Origin of the sequence: Chitinophaga sp., from assembly GCF_039596135.1 — a bacterium.
Classification (GTDB): Bacteria; Bacteroidota; Bacteroidia; order Chitinophagales; family Chitinophagaceae; genus Chitinophaga.
Map to the genome: position 1 here is coordinate 15711 of NZ_JBCNKH010000072.1, position 15585 is coordinate 31295.

12 protein-coding genes are annotated in these 15585 nt (G+C 47.2%); 2 read left to right on the plus strand and 10 right to left on the minus strand.

The window, feature by feature from the left end:
* Window positions 1-59: 59 nt before the first annotated feature.
* Both ABDW16_RS26325 and ABDW16_RS26330 read left to right on the plus strand, forming a co-directional pair.
* Window positions 60-1217: a lanthionine synthetase C family protein gene (locus ABDW16_RS26325; RefSeq protein WP_343673958.1), complete on the plus strand. Its 1158-nt coding sequence runs from the start codon at window positions 60-62 to the stop codon at window positions 1215-1217.
* A gap of 41 nt (window positions 1218-1258) precedes the next feature.
* Complete coding sequence (locus ABDW16_RS26330) at window positions 1259-1867, plus strand: response regulator transcription factor (protein WP_343673960.1); 609 nt, start codon at window positions 1259-1261, stop codon at window positions 1865-1867.
* A 39-nt stretch (window positions 1868-1906) separates the two neighbouring features.
* Here the strand turns inward: ABDW16_RS26330 and ABDW16_RS26335 are convergent, their stop codons facing one another.
* From ABDW16_RS26335 to ABDW16_RS26380, 10 genes are all read right to left on the minus strand, one after another.
* Window positions 1907-3010 carry a hypothetical protein gene (locus ABDW16_RS26335; protein WP_343673961.1) on the minus strand — a complete coding sequence of 368 codons (1104 nt, stop codon included), beginning with the start codon at window positions 3008-3010 and terminating at the stop codon, window positions 1907-1909.
* 74 nt (window positions 3011-3084) lie between these two features.
* Window positions 3085-3573 (minus strand): hypothetical protein, encoded by a 489-nt coding sequence (locus ABDW16_RS26340; RefSeq protein WP_343673962.1) that lies wholly within the window; start codon window positions 3571-3573, stop codon window positions 3085-3087.
* The gene (locus tag ABDW16_RS26345) at window positions 3557-4843 is read right to left on the minus strand and encodes a condensation domain-containing protein (protein WP_343673963.1); all 1287 of its coding nucleotides are present in this window, start codon (window positions 4841-4843) and stop codon (window positions 3557-3559) included. Before ABDW16_RS26345 ends, ABDW16_RS26340 begins: the two co-directional genes overlap by 17 nt.
* Window positions 4840-6111: a hypothetical protein gene (locus tag ABDW16_RS26350; protein ID WP_343673964.1), complete on the minus strand. Its 1272-nt coding sequence runs from the start codon at window positions 6109-6111 to the stop codon at window positions 4840-4842. The genes ABDW16_RS26345 and ABDW16_RS26350 overlap by 4 nt, the downstream gene beginning before the upstream one ends.
* The gene (locus ABDW16_RS26355) at window positions 6108-7307 is read right to left on the minus strand and encodes a nucleotide disphospho-sugar-binding domain-containing protein (RefSeq protein ID WP_343673965.1); all 1200 of its coding nucleotides are present in this window, start codon (window positions 7305-7307) and stop codon (window positions 6108-6110) included. The genes ABDW16_RS26350 and ABDW16_RS26355 overlap by 4 nt, the downstream gene beginning before the upstream one ends.
* Window positions 7308-7329: 22 nt before the next feature.
* Window positions 7330-8550, minus strand: a complete 1221-nt coding sequence (locus tag ABDW16_RS26360) for a nucleotide disphospho-sugar-binding domain-containing protein (RefSeq protein WP_343673966.1) — start codon at window positions 8548-8550, stop codon at window positions 7330-7332.
* Window positions 8529-9344 carry an alpha/beta hydrolase gene (locus ABDW16_RS26365; protein WP_343673967.1) on the minus strand — a complete coding sequence of 272 codons (816 nt, stop codon included), beginning with the start codon at window positions 9342-9344 and terminating at the stop codon, window positions 8529-8531. Before ABDW16_RS26365 ends, ABDW16_RS26360 begins: the two co-directional genes overlap by 22 nt.
* Window positions 9335-9631, minus strand: coding sequence for an acyl carrier protein (locus tag ABDW16_RS26370; RefSeq protein WP_083728771.1), 297 nt, complete (start codon window positions 9629-9631; stop codon window positions 9335-9337). Before ABDW16_RS26370 ends, ABDW16_RS26365 begins: the two co-directional genes overlap by 10 nt.
* Window positions 9619-13797, minus strand: coding sequence for a beta-ketoacyl synthase N-terminal-like domain-containing protein (locus tag ABDW16_RS26375; protein WP_343673970.1), 4179 nt, complete (start codon window positions 13795-13797; stop codon window positions 9619-9621). The genes ABDW16_RS26370 and ABDW16_RS26375 overlap by 13 nt, the downstream gene beginning before the upstream one ends.
* 21 nt (window positions 13798-13818) lie before the next feature.
* A partial coding sequence (locus ABDW16_RS26380) for an SDR family NAD(P)-dependent oxidoreductase (protein WP_343673972.1) occupies window positions 13819-15585 on the minus strand: 1767 nt, incomplete at its 5' end.

Below are 15585 nucleotides of genomic sequence, written 5' to 3' on the forward strand. Positions count from 1 at the left end.
TACTAAGTATTTGAAAAGGGGCTTGCCGTAAAGTGAGCCCCTTTTCGTAGCTTACATCCATGTACCAGAAAAGAGTAACCCATATCCTGAAAGATATCAGCCAGCTGCTGGACCAACTCCTCAAAACAGACCATCAACCCGGGTTACTGGGTGGGCACACAGGTTGTGCATTGTTCTACGCTTACTACTACCAACTCACCGGGAAAGAAAAATACCTGCAAAAAGCCCATGATCTCATACTCAGCAGTATGGACGCCATGTCGTCCAGTGCATTGCTGCCTGGCCATTGCAATGGCATTGGTGGCATAGTTTGGTGCATTCAGCACCTCATGAACCAGGGATTGGTAGATGGGGATATGGAGGAGATTTTCTCGGAAGTAGATGTACTGCTGGGCAACCAGATGATAGCAGACCTGAACAACAAACAATACGATTTCCTGCATGAAGGGCTGGGCATAGCACTATATTTTTTAGAAAAAGAAACGCCAGACCCATGGCTGCCAAAGGTGGTAACTGCCCTGGAAGCAGCTGCCACACATCTCCCACAAGGTATCTCCTGGGAAGATCATTTTTCCAGGCAGGCAATCCCTTCCTTGCCAGATGAACCTTGTTACAATTTAGGGATAGCACACGGCATGCCTGCTATTGTTGGAATATTATCCAGGATAAAGGCAAAAGGAATTGATACCGGTAATTTAGTAGAAAAGAGCCTGGACTGGCTATTATCAGTAGGCAATCCACCTGGCTCACCCTCATTATATCCGACGCTAGTGAACAATGAAGGGGCAGCGCTCACCGCCAGCCATAGCCGGATGGGGTGGTGTTATGGAGATCTGCCTGTTGCCATGACGTTGCTCCATGGCGGATATACCAACCAGGCATATGAAATGCTGGCGCACAGTGTACAAAACAGGGATGTTCAGAATGGCATGGTGCACGACACCTGCATTTGTCATGGCAGTGCGGGCATCGCCCATATCTTCAACAGGGCTTACCGTCATACCGGGGAGCACCTCTTCCGGCAGGGAGCCGAAAAATGGTTACAACATACTATTGATATTTATGAAAGTCCTGCCGGTGTAGGATTTTATGTTGATGGAAAATATGAAATAAAGGAAGGAGTACTGGAAGGCGTAGCCGGTGTAGGACTGGCGCTGATAGCCGCCCTGGACAAGGATATAGTGCCCGCCTGGGACAGGAGTATCCTGCTTTCTTAAAAACCCGATTTTTTTCTAAATTACAGTTAATTGAAAAACCCATGATCCGCCTGTATTTTGTGGATAATCATCCATTGATCCTGGAAGGGCTGCGGGCATTGCTAAAGGGCGCACCCGACATTATTGTAGCCGGACAAGCCCGCAATGGTGCCACCTGTTTGTCATTCCTTTCAGAACATGCTATTGATTTGATTCTTACAGATGTATGCCTGCCCGATATTGATGGGTTGGACCTGTGTGCGGCTGTAAAATTAGAATATCCAGCCATAAAGATATTGGCATTGAGCTCCTGTCGCGATGTGAAGTATATTACCGAAATGATGGCCCATGGGGCGAGTGGGTATGTAATGAAAGATGCTGACAGGGAGGAATTGCTGGAAGCAATTCATACGGTGTATAATGGCGGAACTTATTTTTCGCCGGGTGTAAACCAGTTGTTGGGAGAAGGAAAAAAGCATCACCTCACACGGCGTGAGAAAGAAGTATTGTGGCTGATAGCAGAGGGGAATACAAATCCTGAAATAGCAGAAAAGCTCTTTATAAGTGCCGATACGGTAAATAGCCACAGAAAGAACCTGCTGGCCAAGCTGGAAGTGAAGAATACGGCAATGTTGATAAAGTATGCAGTGGATAATAACCTGTTAGTATAAAAGAAAAGCGGCGCATACAAGCGCCGCTCCCTTAAAATATTAATTGCTTTTAAATTCAATTTTATCCACAACCACTTCCAGTTTCTTCAATACCCCCATATCCGTTTTCACTTTCTTATCTCCCGTCACCTTATCATACATACTGGGATCTCCTGAGTTATTCGCCTTAAACAATACTAACACACCTTTTCCCGCAATTGATCCGCCTTCCCAGCTATTCACAATCCCGCCGTCGGTCCATTCAAAACCGTTGATCTTAAAATCACGGCCATTCACCTTCACTACCTTATCCAATGGATCGCCTACTTTGATCCCAAAGGGAGATTTCCACTTGGAATGTGGCCTGGTAAAAGTAATAGTAGGGCTCTTATCGCCGTCAAAGATCACCTGCATTTCATTGTCTGTATCAGGGAATACAAAATATGCATTACCAGCATCATTACCCGCCAGGTCAGTAGTGCCGCGGTATACTACATTATCTTTTCCATACAATGCTTCCAGTTCCTGCGGCGTGCGCAATTTAAACAGTGTACGTACATCCCAGTTATAATCGTCTCCACCGGCAGCAGCGGTAGTAGTAGTTGCTGCCGCAGTAGAATCTCCTGTAGATGCCATGGTAGGTGTATTATCATAGGTCGTAGTCGTTGCCTCTTCCTCCGTTTGCTTTTTCGCAGGCGCCGGCTTCTTGGCCGGAATAGGCTGTGGTGTTGCCGCTGCTACGGGCATTGCACCCATCTTGATGATAGTCGCTTTTTCTTCTATCAATGTCTTAGCTTCAGTCTTATACTTATTCACCGTATAAGTCGCCAGTGGAAACACGCTACCACTCAGCACCCCCATTTCACGGAAATACGCAATCAGGGTCTGACGATTACAGTCATTATACTGGTACAAAAACTTCAGGGATTCGTCCAATGCTGCCGGATCACTTTTCAGATCGGTCATGGTCTTATCAATATCCAATCCACCCGTACCACTCTTGGACAGCTGGTCAGCAATGAAAAGCTCGGCCTGGTGATTCTTTTGCTGATAGCGTTCTGCTACCCTATTGGAAAAGTCTTCTGCTATATTAGCGGAAAGTTTTGTCTGTGCGCTCAGTGCTATGGGGAGCAGGAGCATGAAAAATGTTAGCAACCTTTTCATCCATGTGAATTTAATGATAGCGACGCTCGCTATCTGGTTAATAACGGGCATCACAGTCACTAAATTATGTAATATTACGCAGACGGCAGTTTTTTCACCACATATAGGGGCAACCCGGTAAACAGGATGGCCAATCCACCCGCTATGCCACCTGAAATAGCCGCCAGCCAGCCCCCTTCAAAACTATACCCCGCCGGCATACTCACATGTACCAACCATAGCGTGCCCGCCACCACACTCACCGTTGCCAAAGCATTGACCCCCGCCAGTTTCAACATAAATGCCACCTTTGAATAACTCGCTGGTAATAAAGGCGTCAGGCCCTTTTTCTCCAGCAGGGTAATGCATTTCTTTAATATGTCGAACGTAATCCCAAAAGGCACAAATACAGACATGGGAATCAGAAAACGCGCCATGGAATGCGCTCCCCTGAACAAACTGACCGCATGCCTGTCTTCAAATCCAAAGTAAGGTACCAGCGCATTGATCAGCAGGTTGGTAATGAAATAAATATATAATTGCTTACGTGTGAAGAGCTTCAGCAATCTATCCCTTGACGCCATAAGTTTGTTTTATACGGCTTTTCTCCTGAAGGATGCTAATTGCCTTCATTTGTATAGCCCGGGCCTCACTTTCAGGCAGGAAAGCTTCGTTGGAAATAAATGTAAAATCAAGCAGCCCCTTGTAGGTAGAAGCCACCAATGTATTTGGATTGCGCCAGGGGAAACCGGCACTGGGACTATATACCGCTTCCAGCTCAAAAGTGTCAAAACTCTCCGGCAGGTTTAATTTCCCCATATTGGACAAAGTCACATCATGGGTGCCATCCGTCGTTTTCAAAAATGTCACCATCCTGGGCAGGGAACCATGAAAATGTTCCCCCATGTATAATAACTCATGGATATTGATCTTGTCAATCTTTGCCACCAGGTCATTCTTAAAACTCCGGGTCTTGGACCAAAAATCTGTCAGGGCACTGGTATCTGCTGATAATTCCACGATAGGTGCAAAGGCAAACAATTCATCCTGCGCAATCTCTGGCACAAATCGCCTGATATCTACCGGGCAAATGAGTTTATTATGTGCCTGAGATGGTCTGACCTGCCTGAAGGCTTCGAGGAAAGCGACTGAAATAGCTGCAAATAAAGACGTGCCTTCCTCCTTACACCGGTATACCAGCGTATTACTCAACTCCTGGCTCAGTTTCCAGTTTAACAAATATCCCCTGCTCGTAACAGGCCTTAATCCCCGCGTTTTAAACCACAATACCAACCCCGCTATTTTCCCTATCACGGTAGCCCGCAACCTGAATTTTTTATTCGCTAATAAAGAAGCTGGCAATAGCGCTGAAATATTTTCAAAAGAAGGATAGGGCGGCAGTTCCAATAACGGATTATCCAACCCCATCAATAATTCCCTCAATAATGTTAAAATAGAACTCCCGTCACAAATACAATGTGGACAAACCAGCAGTAAATCAGACACCGTATCTGATTTTAGCCAAACCACCCTTGCCAGTGGTCCCTGCGTGACCTGGAATGGCCGGTACCACTCATCCACACTCACCTTTTGCCAGTCGTCGTTTGTATACCGTTCCCGTATATCTATAGGAATCGGCGCGATTTGCGTATCTGTTACATAATAAGGGGCTCCTTTTTCATCTTCCCTGATCACCACTCTCAATAGCGGATGTTTCAGCTGCAGCTTCAGCAGGGCCTGTTCCAGCCTTTCCTGTTGAATCTGCCCTCTTATTTTCACGGGAAAAATACAATTCACAGGCGCCTCAGCGGATACATACATGATCCTCTCTCCAACAGTTAGTTTTCTGTTCATATGGTTAAAATTGGTGTGGTGCTGGGCAGTACTTCTTTTAATATTTGCAGGAAAGCATCTTTAATGGCCAGGGCATCGTCCATGGCTAAAAAGTCATCGTTGGAAATAAACGTGAAATCCATCTGCCCTTTAAATGTACAGGTCAGTACAGTATTCGGATTGGCGAAAGGTCCGATCACGGCCGGACTAAATACCGTATCGATGTCAAAGGTGCGCCAATGCTCATCAATATCCAGGTTCCCCATGTTGGAAAACATCAGGTTGTAGTTGAGTTTTCCATAAGTCAGGAATTTGATCATATGTGGAATAGCGGCATGCGCATACTCCAGTGCCTGTATCGTAGAGGTATCCAGCCTTTTCTGTTTGTCTGTAGCTATAGGTTGCAGTAGCTGTACCCTTGTCCAGAAAGGCCGGGTGTGTTCATCCGCTATTTCCAGTGTGATGGAAAGGCCTACGGCAAAGATGGAATCTTTGGTAATAGCCGGTGCATACTTCCGGATATCCACCGGGCAGGTCACCTTGGCGGCTCCCTGATCCCCTTTTACTTTTCTGAAAGCACTGGCCAGCGCTACACAGAGGGCAGTATTCACGGTTACGCCCATAGTCTTACACTGGCGCACCAGTGCAGATGTCATGGACGTATCCAGTTTCCAGTGTAATAAATAGTCCTTTTCACGGTTGGTTTTTGACTTTCCTTTCGTAGAAACCAGCGCAGCCAGTAGCTGGGAGCCATATTTAATAATCCCGCCGGTAAACTTCGCTTTGAATAATGGCCACCCTGACTGGTGTGCCGGGGGAATAATATCTTCAATTGTCAATAAAGACCGATGCATGCCAATATCCTTAGATGGATTATCCAGCAGGGCAATCATTTCTTTCATCAATGCCCACCGGCCGCCGCCATCACACAGGCAGTGGTGCAGCGTGAGAACCAGGTCTGAATACTGCAGTGTTCTGATCCAGGTTACCCTGGCCAATGGTCCGGCGCTGGTGTCGAAGGGCATTGCCAGTTCGGCCAGGGTCACCGTTATCCAATCGGTGCTATGTACGATCTTTAATGGAATGACAGGAGGTTGCTCCATTACCACATAGTGATCATTGGTAATACTCGCCCTGAGCAAAGGATGTTTCGCCTGGATACAAGCCAGCGCATGTACCAGGTTCTCTTCTGAAATAGTTCCTTTGATGCGGATGGTAGATACGACATTGAAAGGTGTGTTGCCATCTCCCAACATCAGCCTTTCGGGAAAGAGTAATTTTCTTTTCATGCAGTTAACCTTGCTTTAGTACGTTGTGCAAAAGTCTCTAACAGTTCTACCGCTTTATCGTTTCCTCCGGCCTGTATAAATGTATCTCTGATGTGCTGTGCGCCTTGCCTGTATTTTTCATTTTGTAATACTTCCCACATAGCATCCCGCAGATCACTGACCCGTAGCCGCTTGTACCGCAGCTTGATACCGCAGCCTGCATTTTCAATGAGAGATGCAGTGTGAAAATGATCGTATGCAATAGGTGTAATGAGCATGGGCAATCCATTCAGGAAAGCATCGTTCACGGTGTTGAAACCTCCATGGCAGATCACTGCATCCATATGCGGCATCAGTTGTGTCTGCGGTACATAACCCTGTACAATAAAGTTGTCTGGCCATGCAGGGAAGATGGCCGGATCAGTTGCTGCTACTATCGTTAATGGCTCATTGGCAAATGCTTCTACCAGTTTTGCAAAAAACTCTTTCCTGATATCTACCAGTAAAGTACCTAATGACACGAATACTTTTGGTCCGATGGCTCTTGATAAACGGTCCCAGTCAAAAGGGGTATTGTTAGGTCTGCCTTTTACCGGGCCTACAAAACGCATGTGTGGCAGGGGAGCTTTACATCCTGAAAACTCTTCTGAAGTAAATACGATATTCATTTCCCGCGAATGAATGGCAAACTCTCCTGTGTAAATTCCCATTTCATGATGCAGTCCTTTGATCAGATTCTGCTGCCATTCAAAGATCTTGGGCGATTGCATGCTATCTGCTGTTACATCCGGTGGTACAGGGGTAGTGGTAACACAGGGAATGTCTTTTTGATGAGCACAGATGGCGCCTGCAAAAGTGATACAATCACTCACAATCACATCCGGCCGAAACTCATCGGCCACCCTGTTTACACCATTGATCATGATGCGGCAGAAGGGGAGGTAGGTCTCTTCCAAAGCCAGCTTGAGGGTTTCTATGCCTGATAGTTTCGGACCTTCATCCTGCTTTTGTAAAATATGATGGATAGCGGTCTGGTATTCCGCCAGTTCTGCATGTGGTACAATGAACTTTCCGCCGGCAGGAATATGCTCCGGGGCCAGTTCTTTCAATCCTACCCATATCACTTCATGGCCCTTCGCAATCAGGCTGCTGCCTACACTGAGGGTGGGACTGATATGCCCGAAAAAGGGCGGTACTACAAACATGAATTTAGACATAGGATAGTGGTTTTAATAAAGATTAATAGACTTTGTTGCGGTAAAATGCCTGGTTCATGGTCATGCCAAAAGGAGGTACAGCAGGCGCCAGGTCTTCCAGCAAATCAGCTGCTGTAGTGGCACCACCGGCGCGTTCAAATGAATCCCGGACGCGCTGTGCCGCTTGTTTATACACAGGATTTTTCAGGATCTCAAATACAGCCTCCCGCAGGTGTGGTGCTTTGAAACGTTTAAAATTCAGGCGTACACCACTCTCTGCCTGGGTCACCTGGCCAGCTACATGCGATTGATCGTAAGCGATCGGAATCACTACCAATGGCAATCCATGCGAAAGGGTTTCGCATACGGTGTTGTGGCCACCATGGCAAACCACGGCATCCAGGTGTGGCAACAGGTCCAGCTGTGGTACCCTGCTCTGCACAATGAAGTTGGATGGCCAGCTGTCAAAGAGACTTTCGTCAGAAACGACGATCACGGTCACCGCCTGATGGCTGAAAGCATCTATGACCTTACCAAAGAATTCTTTTTTATAAGCGTGATCGAAGGTGGTGCCTATTGAAACCAGTATCCTTGGATCCGCACCCATTTGCGACAGTTGTTCCCAGTTAAAAGGAGGTACGGTATTCCGGTTATTGAACACGGGGCCGATGAACTTGTAATGATCCGGCGTGTCCATATACCCGAAAAAATGTTTTGAAGTATATACCAATGTAAGTTTTTCAGAAAGCACAACGGCGTTATTCCCTGGCACGCCGAGTTCCTGTTGCAGACCTATGATCTGCTTTACTTCCCAGTCATGTACGCCGGGCAGGTCATCTATCATCTTGATCGCTGCGGGGGCAGTGACAGAAGTAGCGTAAGGCATGTTCCTGTTGTAAGCTGCAATGGCGCCGGCAAAGAGTTGGTGATCATTGATCACTACATCAGGTTTGAAACGATCGAGAATAGTATTGATGCCATCGTACATAAACCTGTTCAGGGGTATCAGTACTTCTTCGTAGAGGAACTTGATACTTTCAATACCAGATACATTTTTTTTATGAATCTGGTCCAGGTAGGCTTCGCTATCTTCGTTATACTCAGCGAGCAGTAGTTGACCACCTGCCGGCAATCTATTGCCCAGTGAGGGGTCCAGGGTGATCCAGCCTACTTCGTGCCCTCTTTTCAATAATTCAGCACCGAGGCTTAATGTTGGGTTCACATGCCCATGCAGGGGCGGAACTATAAACGCAAACCTTGCCATATTCTATTATTGATTTGTCTGAATTTGCTCTGCCATCCTTCAAAGAAGTCTTTTAATCGTAAGGCCGTTTCTTCCGGCTGTTGTAGCGGCAGATTATGATCCCCGCTCAATAAAGCAATTTTAGAGCGGGTGAGCCTGTCATATAAAGTTTGTCCGGAGGGCACACAGTCAGAGTCTTTGCCATAGAGCAGCAGGGTTTCCTGTTTAATATACCCGATCTCTTTGCCTGAGAAGAAGCCACGTTCTTTGCGCAGGTCAGATTTAATCGAGGTTTCGTTGAACAGGTATTCGTACATGCGATGGTTTTTCTCCAGCTGTCGCTTGCCCATCCTAAATTTGGTGGTGTCAGTAAAGTTATTGATGTAGTCGATCAGGAACTCTTTGCTATACATGTCAATGATGCCCAGCCTTTCATTTTCGCCGGGGTCCGGTGCTTCAATCACCGCGAGTTTCTTTACCCTGCCGGGGAAGCGGCTTGCCATGCGCAGGGCTACCAGGCCACCGAAGCTATAGCCTACCAGGTGTACAGCTTTGAGTTCTAAGGTTTCCATCAGGGCTAACAGGTCGTCGGTGAGGGAATTCAGGTCGTAACCATCTTTCTCCTTACCACTCATGCCATGACTCTTCAGGTCATACATGACTACATGAAATTGTTTTGCCAGAATTGGGGCAATGTTGAAATAGTAAACAGACAGGTTGCTGAACATACCATGGATCAGCAAAATGGTTTCCTTCGCTCCTTTGTTCATTTCCTGAACATGAACGGAGGTGTGATTGATTTTGATTACTGGCATTGTTCAATGTATTTAATAATGTCACCCAGGCTGAGATTAATCAGCTGGTCGAGGTCCATGTTGGAAAGCCATCCTGTAAAATCCACGTGCTCACCAAAGTGGCTCTTAACCTTCTCTGAAAAGGAGACGATCTCAATACTGTCCATTTCCAGATCCCGTGTGAAAGAGCTTTCTTTGGTGATGTCCATATCTTCTACGAACTCTTCTCCGATTACCTCAGTAATGAATTGTTTCAGCAGGGCGAAGATCTCTTCGCTATTCAGTTTGTGTGCAGCTATAGCGTCCATCCTATTATAAAATTGTTGTGTTTAATTGTCTTAATGTTGATATCATTGATACGTAATTCATCTCCATTGATGGCGGAAATGGTATATCCTTTTGGATTGCCCTGGAGACCTTTACCCAGGTGTTTGCCATAGGCTTCTTTGGCCACCCAGGCGCGAATGATCCATTCATCGCGCGACTCCGCTGGCAATAGCGCCATTTCAGCGCTGTTGAATACCAGTTCACAAAAACCTTCGCTCTGTGGTTTTATTTCTTCTATGTCAATGCCAACTGGTTGCTGATAGCGGGCTATGGCAACTGCTTCCATACCTTTGTGTGCGATACTTAGTTGAATACCGTCTACACCTTCCACATAAGGCGCACCTGCCGCATTGTTCTTTATTTCAAATTCTATCGGGAAGCAATGGTGTTTCATCACCGAGCGTACAGCGTCTTTGGCAGCCACACGACTGATGATTCTTTCTTTACGCTTCATGGGAAGCAGCTCTTTTACAAAAGCTTTTTCTGCCTGGTTGAGGTAGCGCTTCTGAATGAAATCCCATGATACTACACGCTGGTAAGCATTGTTGAAAATGAATACACCCGGGGCAATCTCTTTGGCCAGCTTATTTTGCAGGGGAGACATGGAGATCTGCCAGAGAGCTTCATCAATTTCCAATCGCCTGTTTTGCCAACCAGTCACGATGGCCCATACCTGGCCTGCTTTTTTAATTACAAAATCAGCATTGGCAAATTCATCATTCAGTTCAGTGAGCTGGCAGGTACATTCAAAACTGCCTGATTGGTCCTGCATATCGCCATAGAACGCGATTTCATGAATCTTTACAGGAAATGCAATCCTGTCTTTTGTTAAGACCAGTTGTAGCCACAGACCGAACAGTTGCCCCGCATTATACAATAAGGAACCCTTACCGGTGCTGCTTTCGATGATGCCGGTGATGCCCTTTTCGCCCATGTGTACCACCTTTCGGATACCCTGGTAACCAGGACCGTGGAACATATGGCGCTCATAGATTTGCGCAGGTGTTTTGTACAGTTCGCTCCCTAATGATGCGCCAATTGAGAAATCCTTTGCTGGTGGCGCCGGGTATTGCTTCGTGAGTTGTACGCTGGCATTGGCATAATTGGGGAGGTCCAGGTGCACGGTGTCATTTCCTTCCCACTTACCAGTAATGGTTTCTTTGAAAGGAGAGGAGACGTTCATCCATTGGAATACCTGTATGTTGTAAATGCGTTTTACAGCCCTGTTTTGGCCGTTTGCGCGTGCGATGTCGCCAAAGAGTTCAAAGATCATCGTCATGGGTATAACGGGGTCCATATCCTCTTTAATGGGCCATCCGGGTTTTTGTTTTACCAACGCATGATCGATGAGATAAGGCGTGTTCTCAAGAGAAATATTGAGTGTATGAGAAATAGGCTGTACCGAAACAGGATCATTGAACAGTGCAATAATTTCATCCTGGATAGCCGTGATCTCATCTACATTCTGAAGAAATGCCTGTAAAACGGGTTTTCTGACAGCAGGAAATGCCGGCTTAATAGATGGAGCAGGTACCGAAATCCCTTTCAGACTATCCAGTTCTTTAATAAATGGCGTTCCCAATTGCAAAGGCATGGCAGATTTGCCTTTGGGAGAAATGCCCAGGAAAGCCAGGTTCACTGTCTTCCCTTCCACAAACAGTGCCGCCATTACGCGTTGTAACTGCTCCAATCCTCCACGGGTAGGTACATTCGCTGCAATTGCACTATATGCTTTCCCTTTCAATGTATCGTCTACAAACCCAATCAAACCACCGGCACCCACCTGGATAAACATGCGTACCTGCTCCTGTGCGTATAACTTTTCTGTCAGTTCACGGAAACGTACCGGTTTAATCAGGTGATCCACACTCAGATCCCTGATCGCCTCATATGTAGCAGGGTACAAATCCAGTGTAGTGGCAGACCAGAAAGGAGTCTCGGGTTTTAACCACTGGATCTTACTGATGCCCGCCAGCAATACATCTGTTTTCTTTGCTACAAAAGGAGAGTGGAAGCCAGACTGGAAAGGCAGTACCTGGTAGAAAATCTGCTTTACTTTCAATACCTCAATGAAGTCTGCAACAGCTGCATCGGTACCACAAAGAATGGCCTGCTGCGGACAGTTGTCCATTGACAGGTAGATGTCTTTCTTACCTTCCAGCAATGGAAGCAACTGATCATATCCGACACCGGTTACAAGGAATTTCGCATTTTCAGTTTCCAGTGCCTGTGGATTCAGGTCCTGTAGTATTTCAAGAATAGAGGCTTCGGTAGCCATACCTGCAGAGCGGCCTGCCAGCCATTCCCCCATACTATGGCCTGCATTCAGATCAGGGCGGATACCCATTTGCTTCAGGGCAGTATCTATGATCCGGCTCCTTTCCAGCAGGGTAATAGCTGACTCATACACATTGTCTTTACTGCCGGTATGTGTACCCGGTAAATTGAAGTGAGCAGCTACACTGTCTACTTCACCACCACCTAATCCATCTAAACCTGGGAATAAAAATGCTACCTTCCCACCTTTAGCAATCAATGGCTCATTGGTAAACCAGATGTCCTGTTTGTTTCTCCACGGTGTATTCCTGCTTACAATCTTCAGGGCTTTTTTGATACGTTCCGGTGTAGGATCAAACAGCGCAATGCGGTAATCACCCTGTCCCGGATCAGTTTCGTTATTTTCTAATGCCCGGATCAGCGCGGCTGTGCTATTCCTTGCCAGCAGCAATACATCTGCTTTCAGGGCAGGAGTAATGCCATTGAAGACGCCTTTGGGTAAGCTGTTAAATCCTTCCACTACCAGGTGCGCATTGATACCTCCAAAACCAAATGCATTCACACCTGCCCGCAAAGGTAAGCCGGTGGCTTGCCAGTCGGTTGCTTCCTGTACCGGTGCAAAACGGGTATCCCGCATGGCTGCTACCGGTTCTTCACAGTGCAGGGTAGGAGGAAGGGTATTGTAATACAATGCCAGTGCTGTCTTGATCAATCCTGCCATACCTGCTGCCGGCATTGCATGACCAATCATTGATTTCACAGAACCAATACCTGCTTTACGTGCATGCTGACCAAACACCTGTGCCAAAGTTTCCAGTTCGGTTTTATCACCTAATGGAGTACCTGTGCCATGTGCTTCGATGTACCCGATCTCATCCAGCCCGATACCAGCCCGCTGCCATGCCTGCCTGATAGCTACAGATTGTCCTTTTACAGAAGGACTCATTACACTGGTACCGGCACCATCGCTGGAGATGCCACTACCTTTGATCACAGCATAGATGCGGTCATTATCAAGAATGGCATCGTCTAGTTTTTTCAACACCACAAAACCACAACCTTCCCCTATCAGCAAGCCATCTGCCTGCTGATCAAAGGGTCGTATCTGTTGCCGGCGGGAAAGTGCTCCCAGCTGTGTGAAGATGCTCCAGAATGGCGCATTCTGAGATACATGCACACCACCGGCAATGATCATATCTGCCCTGCCAGTGCTCAGTTCCTGTATCGCATGGTCTACTGCCAGCAGGGAACTGGCGCAGGCGGCATCCAGTGTATACGCCACACCTCCCAGGTTAAGACGATTGGCGACTAACGATGCCACCAGGTTTGGAATCAATCCCATGGCTGTATCCGGGCCAAACCGCCCCTTCTTTTGCTGGAACTCTTTCTTTACTTTCTCAAGGTCAGCACCCGGTAAATGTGGCAATAATGTTTGCAGCAATTGTACGATCTGCTCCCCGGTACGCACTATTTCAATCGCCCTGGTAGCACCGGGACCGGGGTAATTCCCTTTCCCGATGATGATACCTGTTTTCTCCAGCGAGTAGTTTTTATCCAATACACCTGCATCCTGCAATGCCTGCTGGGCAAGGGCCAGCGTAAGCAACTGCTCTGGTTCTGTACCCTCTACTGCCAGTGGCAATATGCCAAACCGAATCGGATCGAAGGTGGCAAATTCATCAATGAAGCCACCCTTGCGACAATAAAAACGGTCTACGGCTATCGTCTCTGTATCAAAGAACGTGGCATCCAGCCTGTTTTCAGGCACTGCCTGTATCGCGTCTTTTTTCTGTATAATGTTCTGCCAGAAGGTCTGGATATTGCCCGCACCGGGGAAGATACCTGACATCCCTATGATAGCTACATTCATATCTGCGAACGTTTTTAAAGGTTAAGCCATGATCAGCACCTGGCTTTCATTGCCATATTTCAGCTCATTCACAAAGAGCTCCATGCCTTCCTGCAAAGGAATGAGGGCGATACCCCTGCGTTCGTATTCCCTTTCCAGTGCGGGCGATACCATGCCGGTACCTTTCCATGGACCCCAGTTGATAGCGGTCACTTTTCCTTTGATGGTATTGCGCAACTCCCATGCATAGCGGTCCATCACACTGTTGGCCGCAGCATAGTCGGTTTGCCCACGGTTGCCATATACAGAGGCCACGCTGGAAAAGAAGATCACAAACTGTACATCCGGGCGAAGTTGTTCTGCCAGTATTCTCAACGGCGTTACTTTGGTGGTGAACACGCGTTCGAATGATTCTGAGGTCTTCTGCTGGAAGAGTTTATCTTCCAGTAAACCTGCCCCATGCACTACCCCGTCAATACGACCATAGTCTTTGTATACCTGGGCAATCAGTGCACTGATCTCCTGTTCATTGCGCAGGTCGAGTGAGCGGTAAGTCACGGTAGCGCCGTTTTTCTCAAGAGATTGAATGGTATGTAAGATCTGGTTGGCCTTGTGAATTTCTGAAGCTTTCTTTTCGATGTCCGCAGGTTTGGTGAGTTGTCCTTCGGCAATCAGTTGTTTCTTAATCGCATCTTTGCTGGTGAATGATGCATATTGGGAAGACACTGTATTACGCGGATCTGTGGAGCGGCCCACCAGTATATAATGACAAGGATAATCTTTAGAGAAGCGGATCATCAGTTTGGCTGTGATGCCCTGTGCACCGCCTAGTACCAGTACTACGCTGTTAGGGTCCAGTTGCAGTTGTGAGGTATCGCCTACGGGCAATTGTGAAGGAATCAGGCTAAAAGTATGCCTGCTGCCATTGTGATAGACCACCTCTGCAGGTTCGTCAGGATGAAGAATTTCATCGATGATCATGCCCGGAATGCGATCGGCAGGGAACTGGCCGGTCAGGGTGATGCTGCGGCATTTGGTAGTTTCCCACTCCTTGTCCAGGCTTTTCAGGAAACCGGGATAACCCTGTACACTACGCAGGTCTTTAGCATCCCCATTCAATACGCCGGAGATGGCGTATACCCATTTCGCTTTTTCAGGGTTCAGTTTTTTGATGGTATCAAAAGCCGTCAGGATGTCAGGCCGGCCGGGAGCTGTAAGCAGATCTGGAATGATCAGTCCCTGGTAATCATCTAATGATTCATCTCCTTTTATAATGGTAACGGTGGCACCTTTTTCAATCAGCAAATCGCGCAGCGTAGCCGGCAGTGTGCTGCCATCATCCATAATAGCAAATCTTGCGTCTTTAATAGCAACCGCTTTCTGTTCAAATCCTGAGGGCGTCAATGAAAAACAGAGCCTTGAAAGGTTCGCTGTTGCCATCGCATGAGGGGTGCTGTACACAGGCATAGCCGGTGTGGTACCTCCCACATTTTCAGCAATCCACTTCAGCAATCCATTCAGTGTTTTAATCCCGGCCAGTGCTTCTGTTTTATCTTCACCATTCTGAGAAAAACTGCCAATCTTTATTTTCAGCTCGCCCAGTATTTCCATGCGTTTGATAGAGTCGATGCTGAGGTCTGCTTCGAGGTCCAGGTCCATGCCCAGCATGTCAGTAGGGTAGCCGGTTTTCTCACTCACAGTGAGCAGGAGTATATTTTTAATTTCGCTTTCAGACCATGTTGCGGATGGTTGGGCCACAGTTGCCACAGCCACAGGAGCCGCCTGCTTTTGTTCTACGTTGCCTGAAAT

What these genes read in the sequence shown, in the direction of transcription:
- ABDW16_RS26325 (WP_343673958.1), top strand. Translation starts at nt 60, where the DNA reads ATGTACCAGAAAAGAGTAACCCATATCCTGAAAGATATCAGCCAGCTG.
- ABDW16_RS26330 (WP_343673960.1), top strand. Translation starts at nt 1,259, where the DNA reads ATGATCCGCCTGTATTTTGTGGATAATCATCCATTGATCCTGGAAGGG.
- ABDW16_RS26335 (WP_343673961.1), bottom strand. Translation starts at nt 3,010, where the DNA reads ATGAAAAGGTTGCTAACATTTTTCATGCTCCTGCTCCCCATAGCACTG.
- ABDW16_RS26340 (WP_343673962.1), bottom strand. Translation starts at nt 3,573, where the DNA reads ATGGCGTCAAGGGATAGATTGCTGAAGCTCTTCACACGTAAGCAATTA.
- ABDW16_RS26345 (WP_343673963.1), bottom strand. Translation starts at nt 4,843, where the DNA reads ATGAACAGAAAACTAACTGTTGGAGAGAGGATCATGTATGTATCCGCT.
- ABDW16_RS26350 (WP_343673964.1), bottom strand. Translation starts at nt 6,111, where the DNA reads ATGAAAAGAAAATTACTCTTTCCCGAAAGGCTGATGTTGGGAGATGGC.
- ABDW16_RS26355 (WP_343673965.1), bottom strand. Translation starts at nt 7,307, where the DNA reads ATGTCTAAATTCATGTTTGTAGTACCGCCCTTTTTCGGGCATATCAGT.
- ABDW16_RS26360 (WP_343673966.1), bottom strand. Translation starts at nt 8,550, where the DNA reads ATGGCAAGGTTTGCGTTTATAGTTCCGCCCCTGCATGGGCATGTGAAC.
- ABDW16_RS26365 (WP_343673967.1), bottom strand. Translation starts at nt 9,344, where the DNA reads ATGCCAGTAATCAAAATCAATCACACCTCCGTTCATGTTCAGGAAATG.
- ABDW16_RS26370 (WP_083728771.1), bottom strand. Translation starts at nt 9,631, where the DNA reads ATGGACGCTATAGCTGCACACAAACTGAATAGCGAAGAGATCTTCGCC.
- ABDW16_RS26375 (WP_343673970.1), bottom strand. Translation starts at nt 13,797, where the DNA reads ATGAATGTAGCTATCATAGGGATGTCAGGTATCTTCCCCGGTGCGGGC.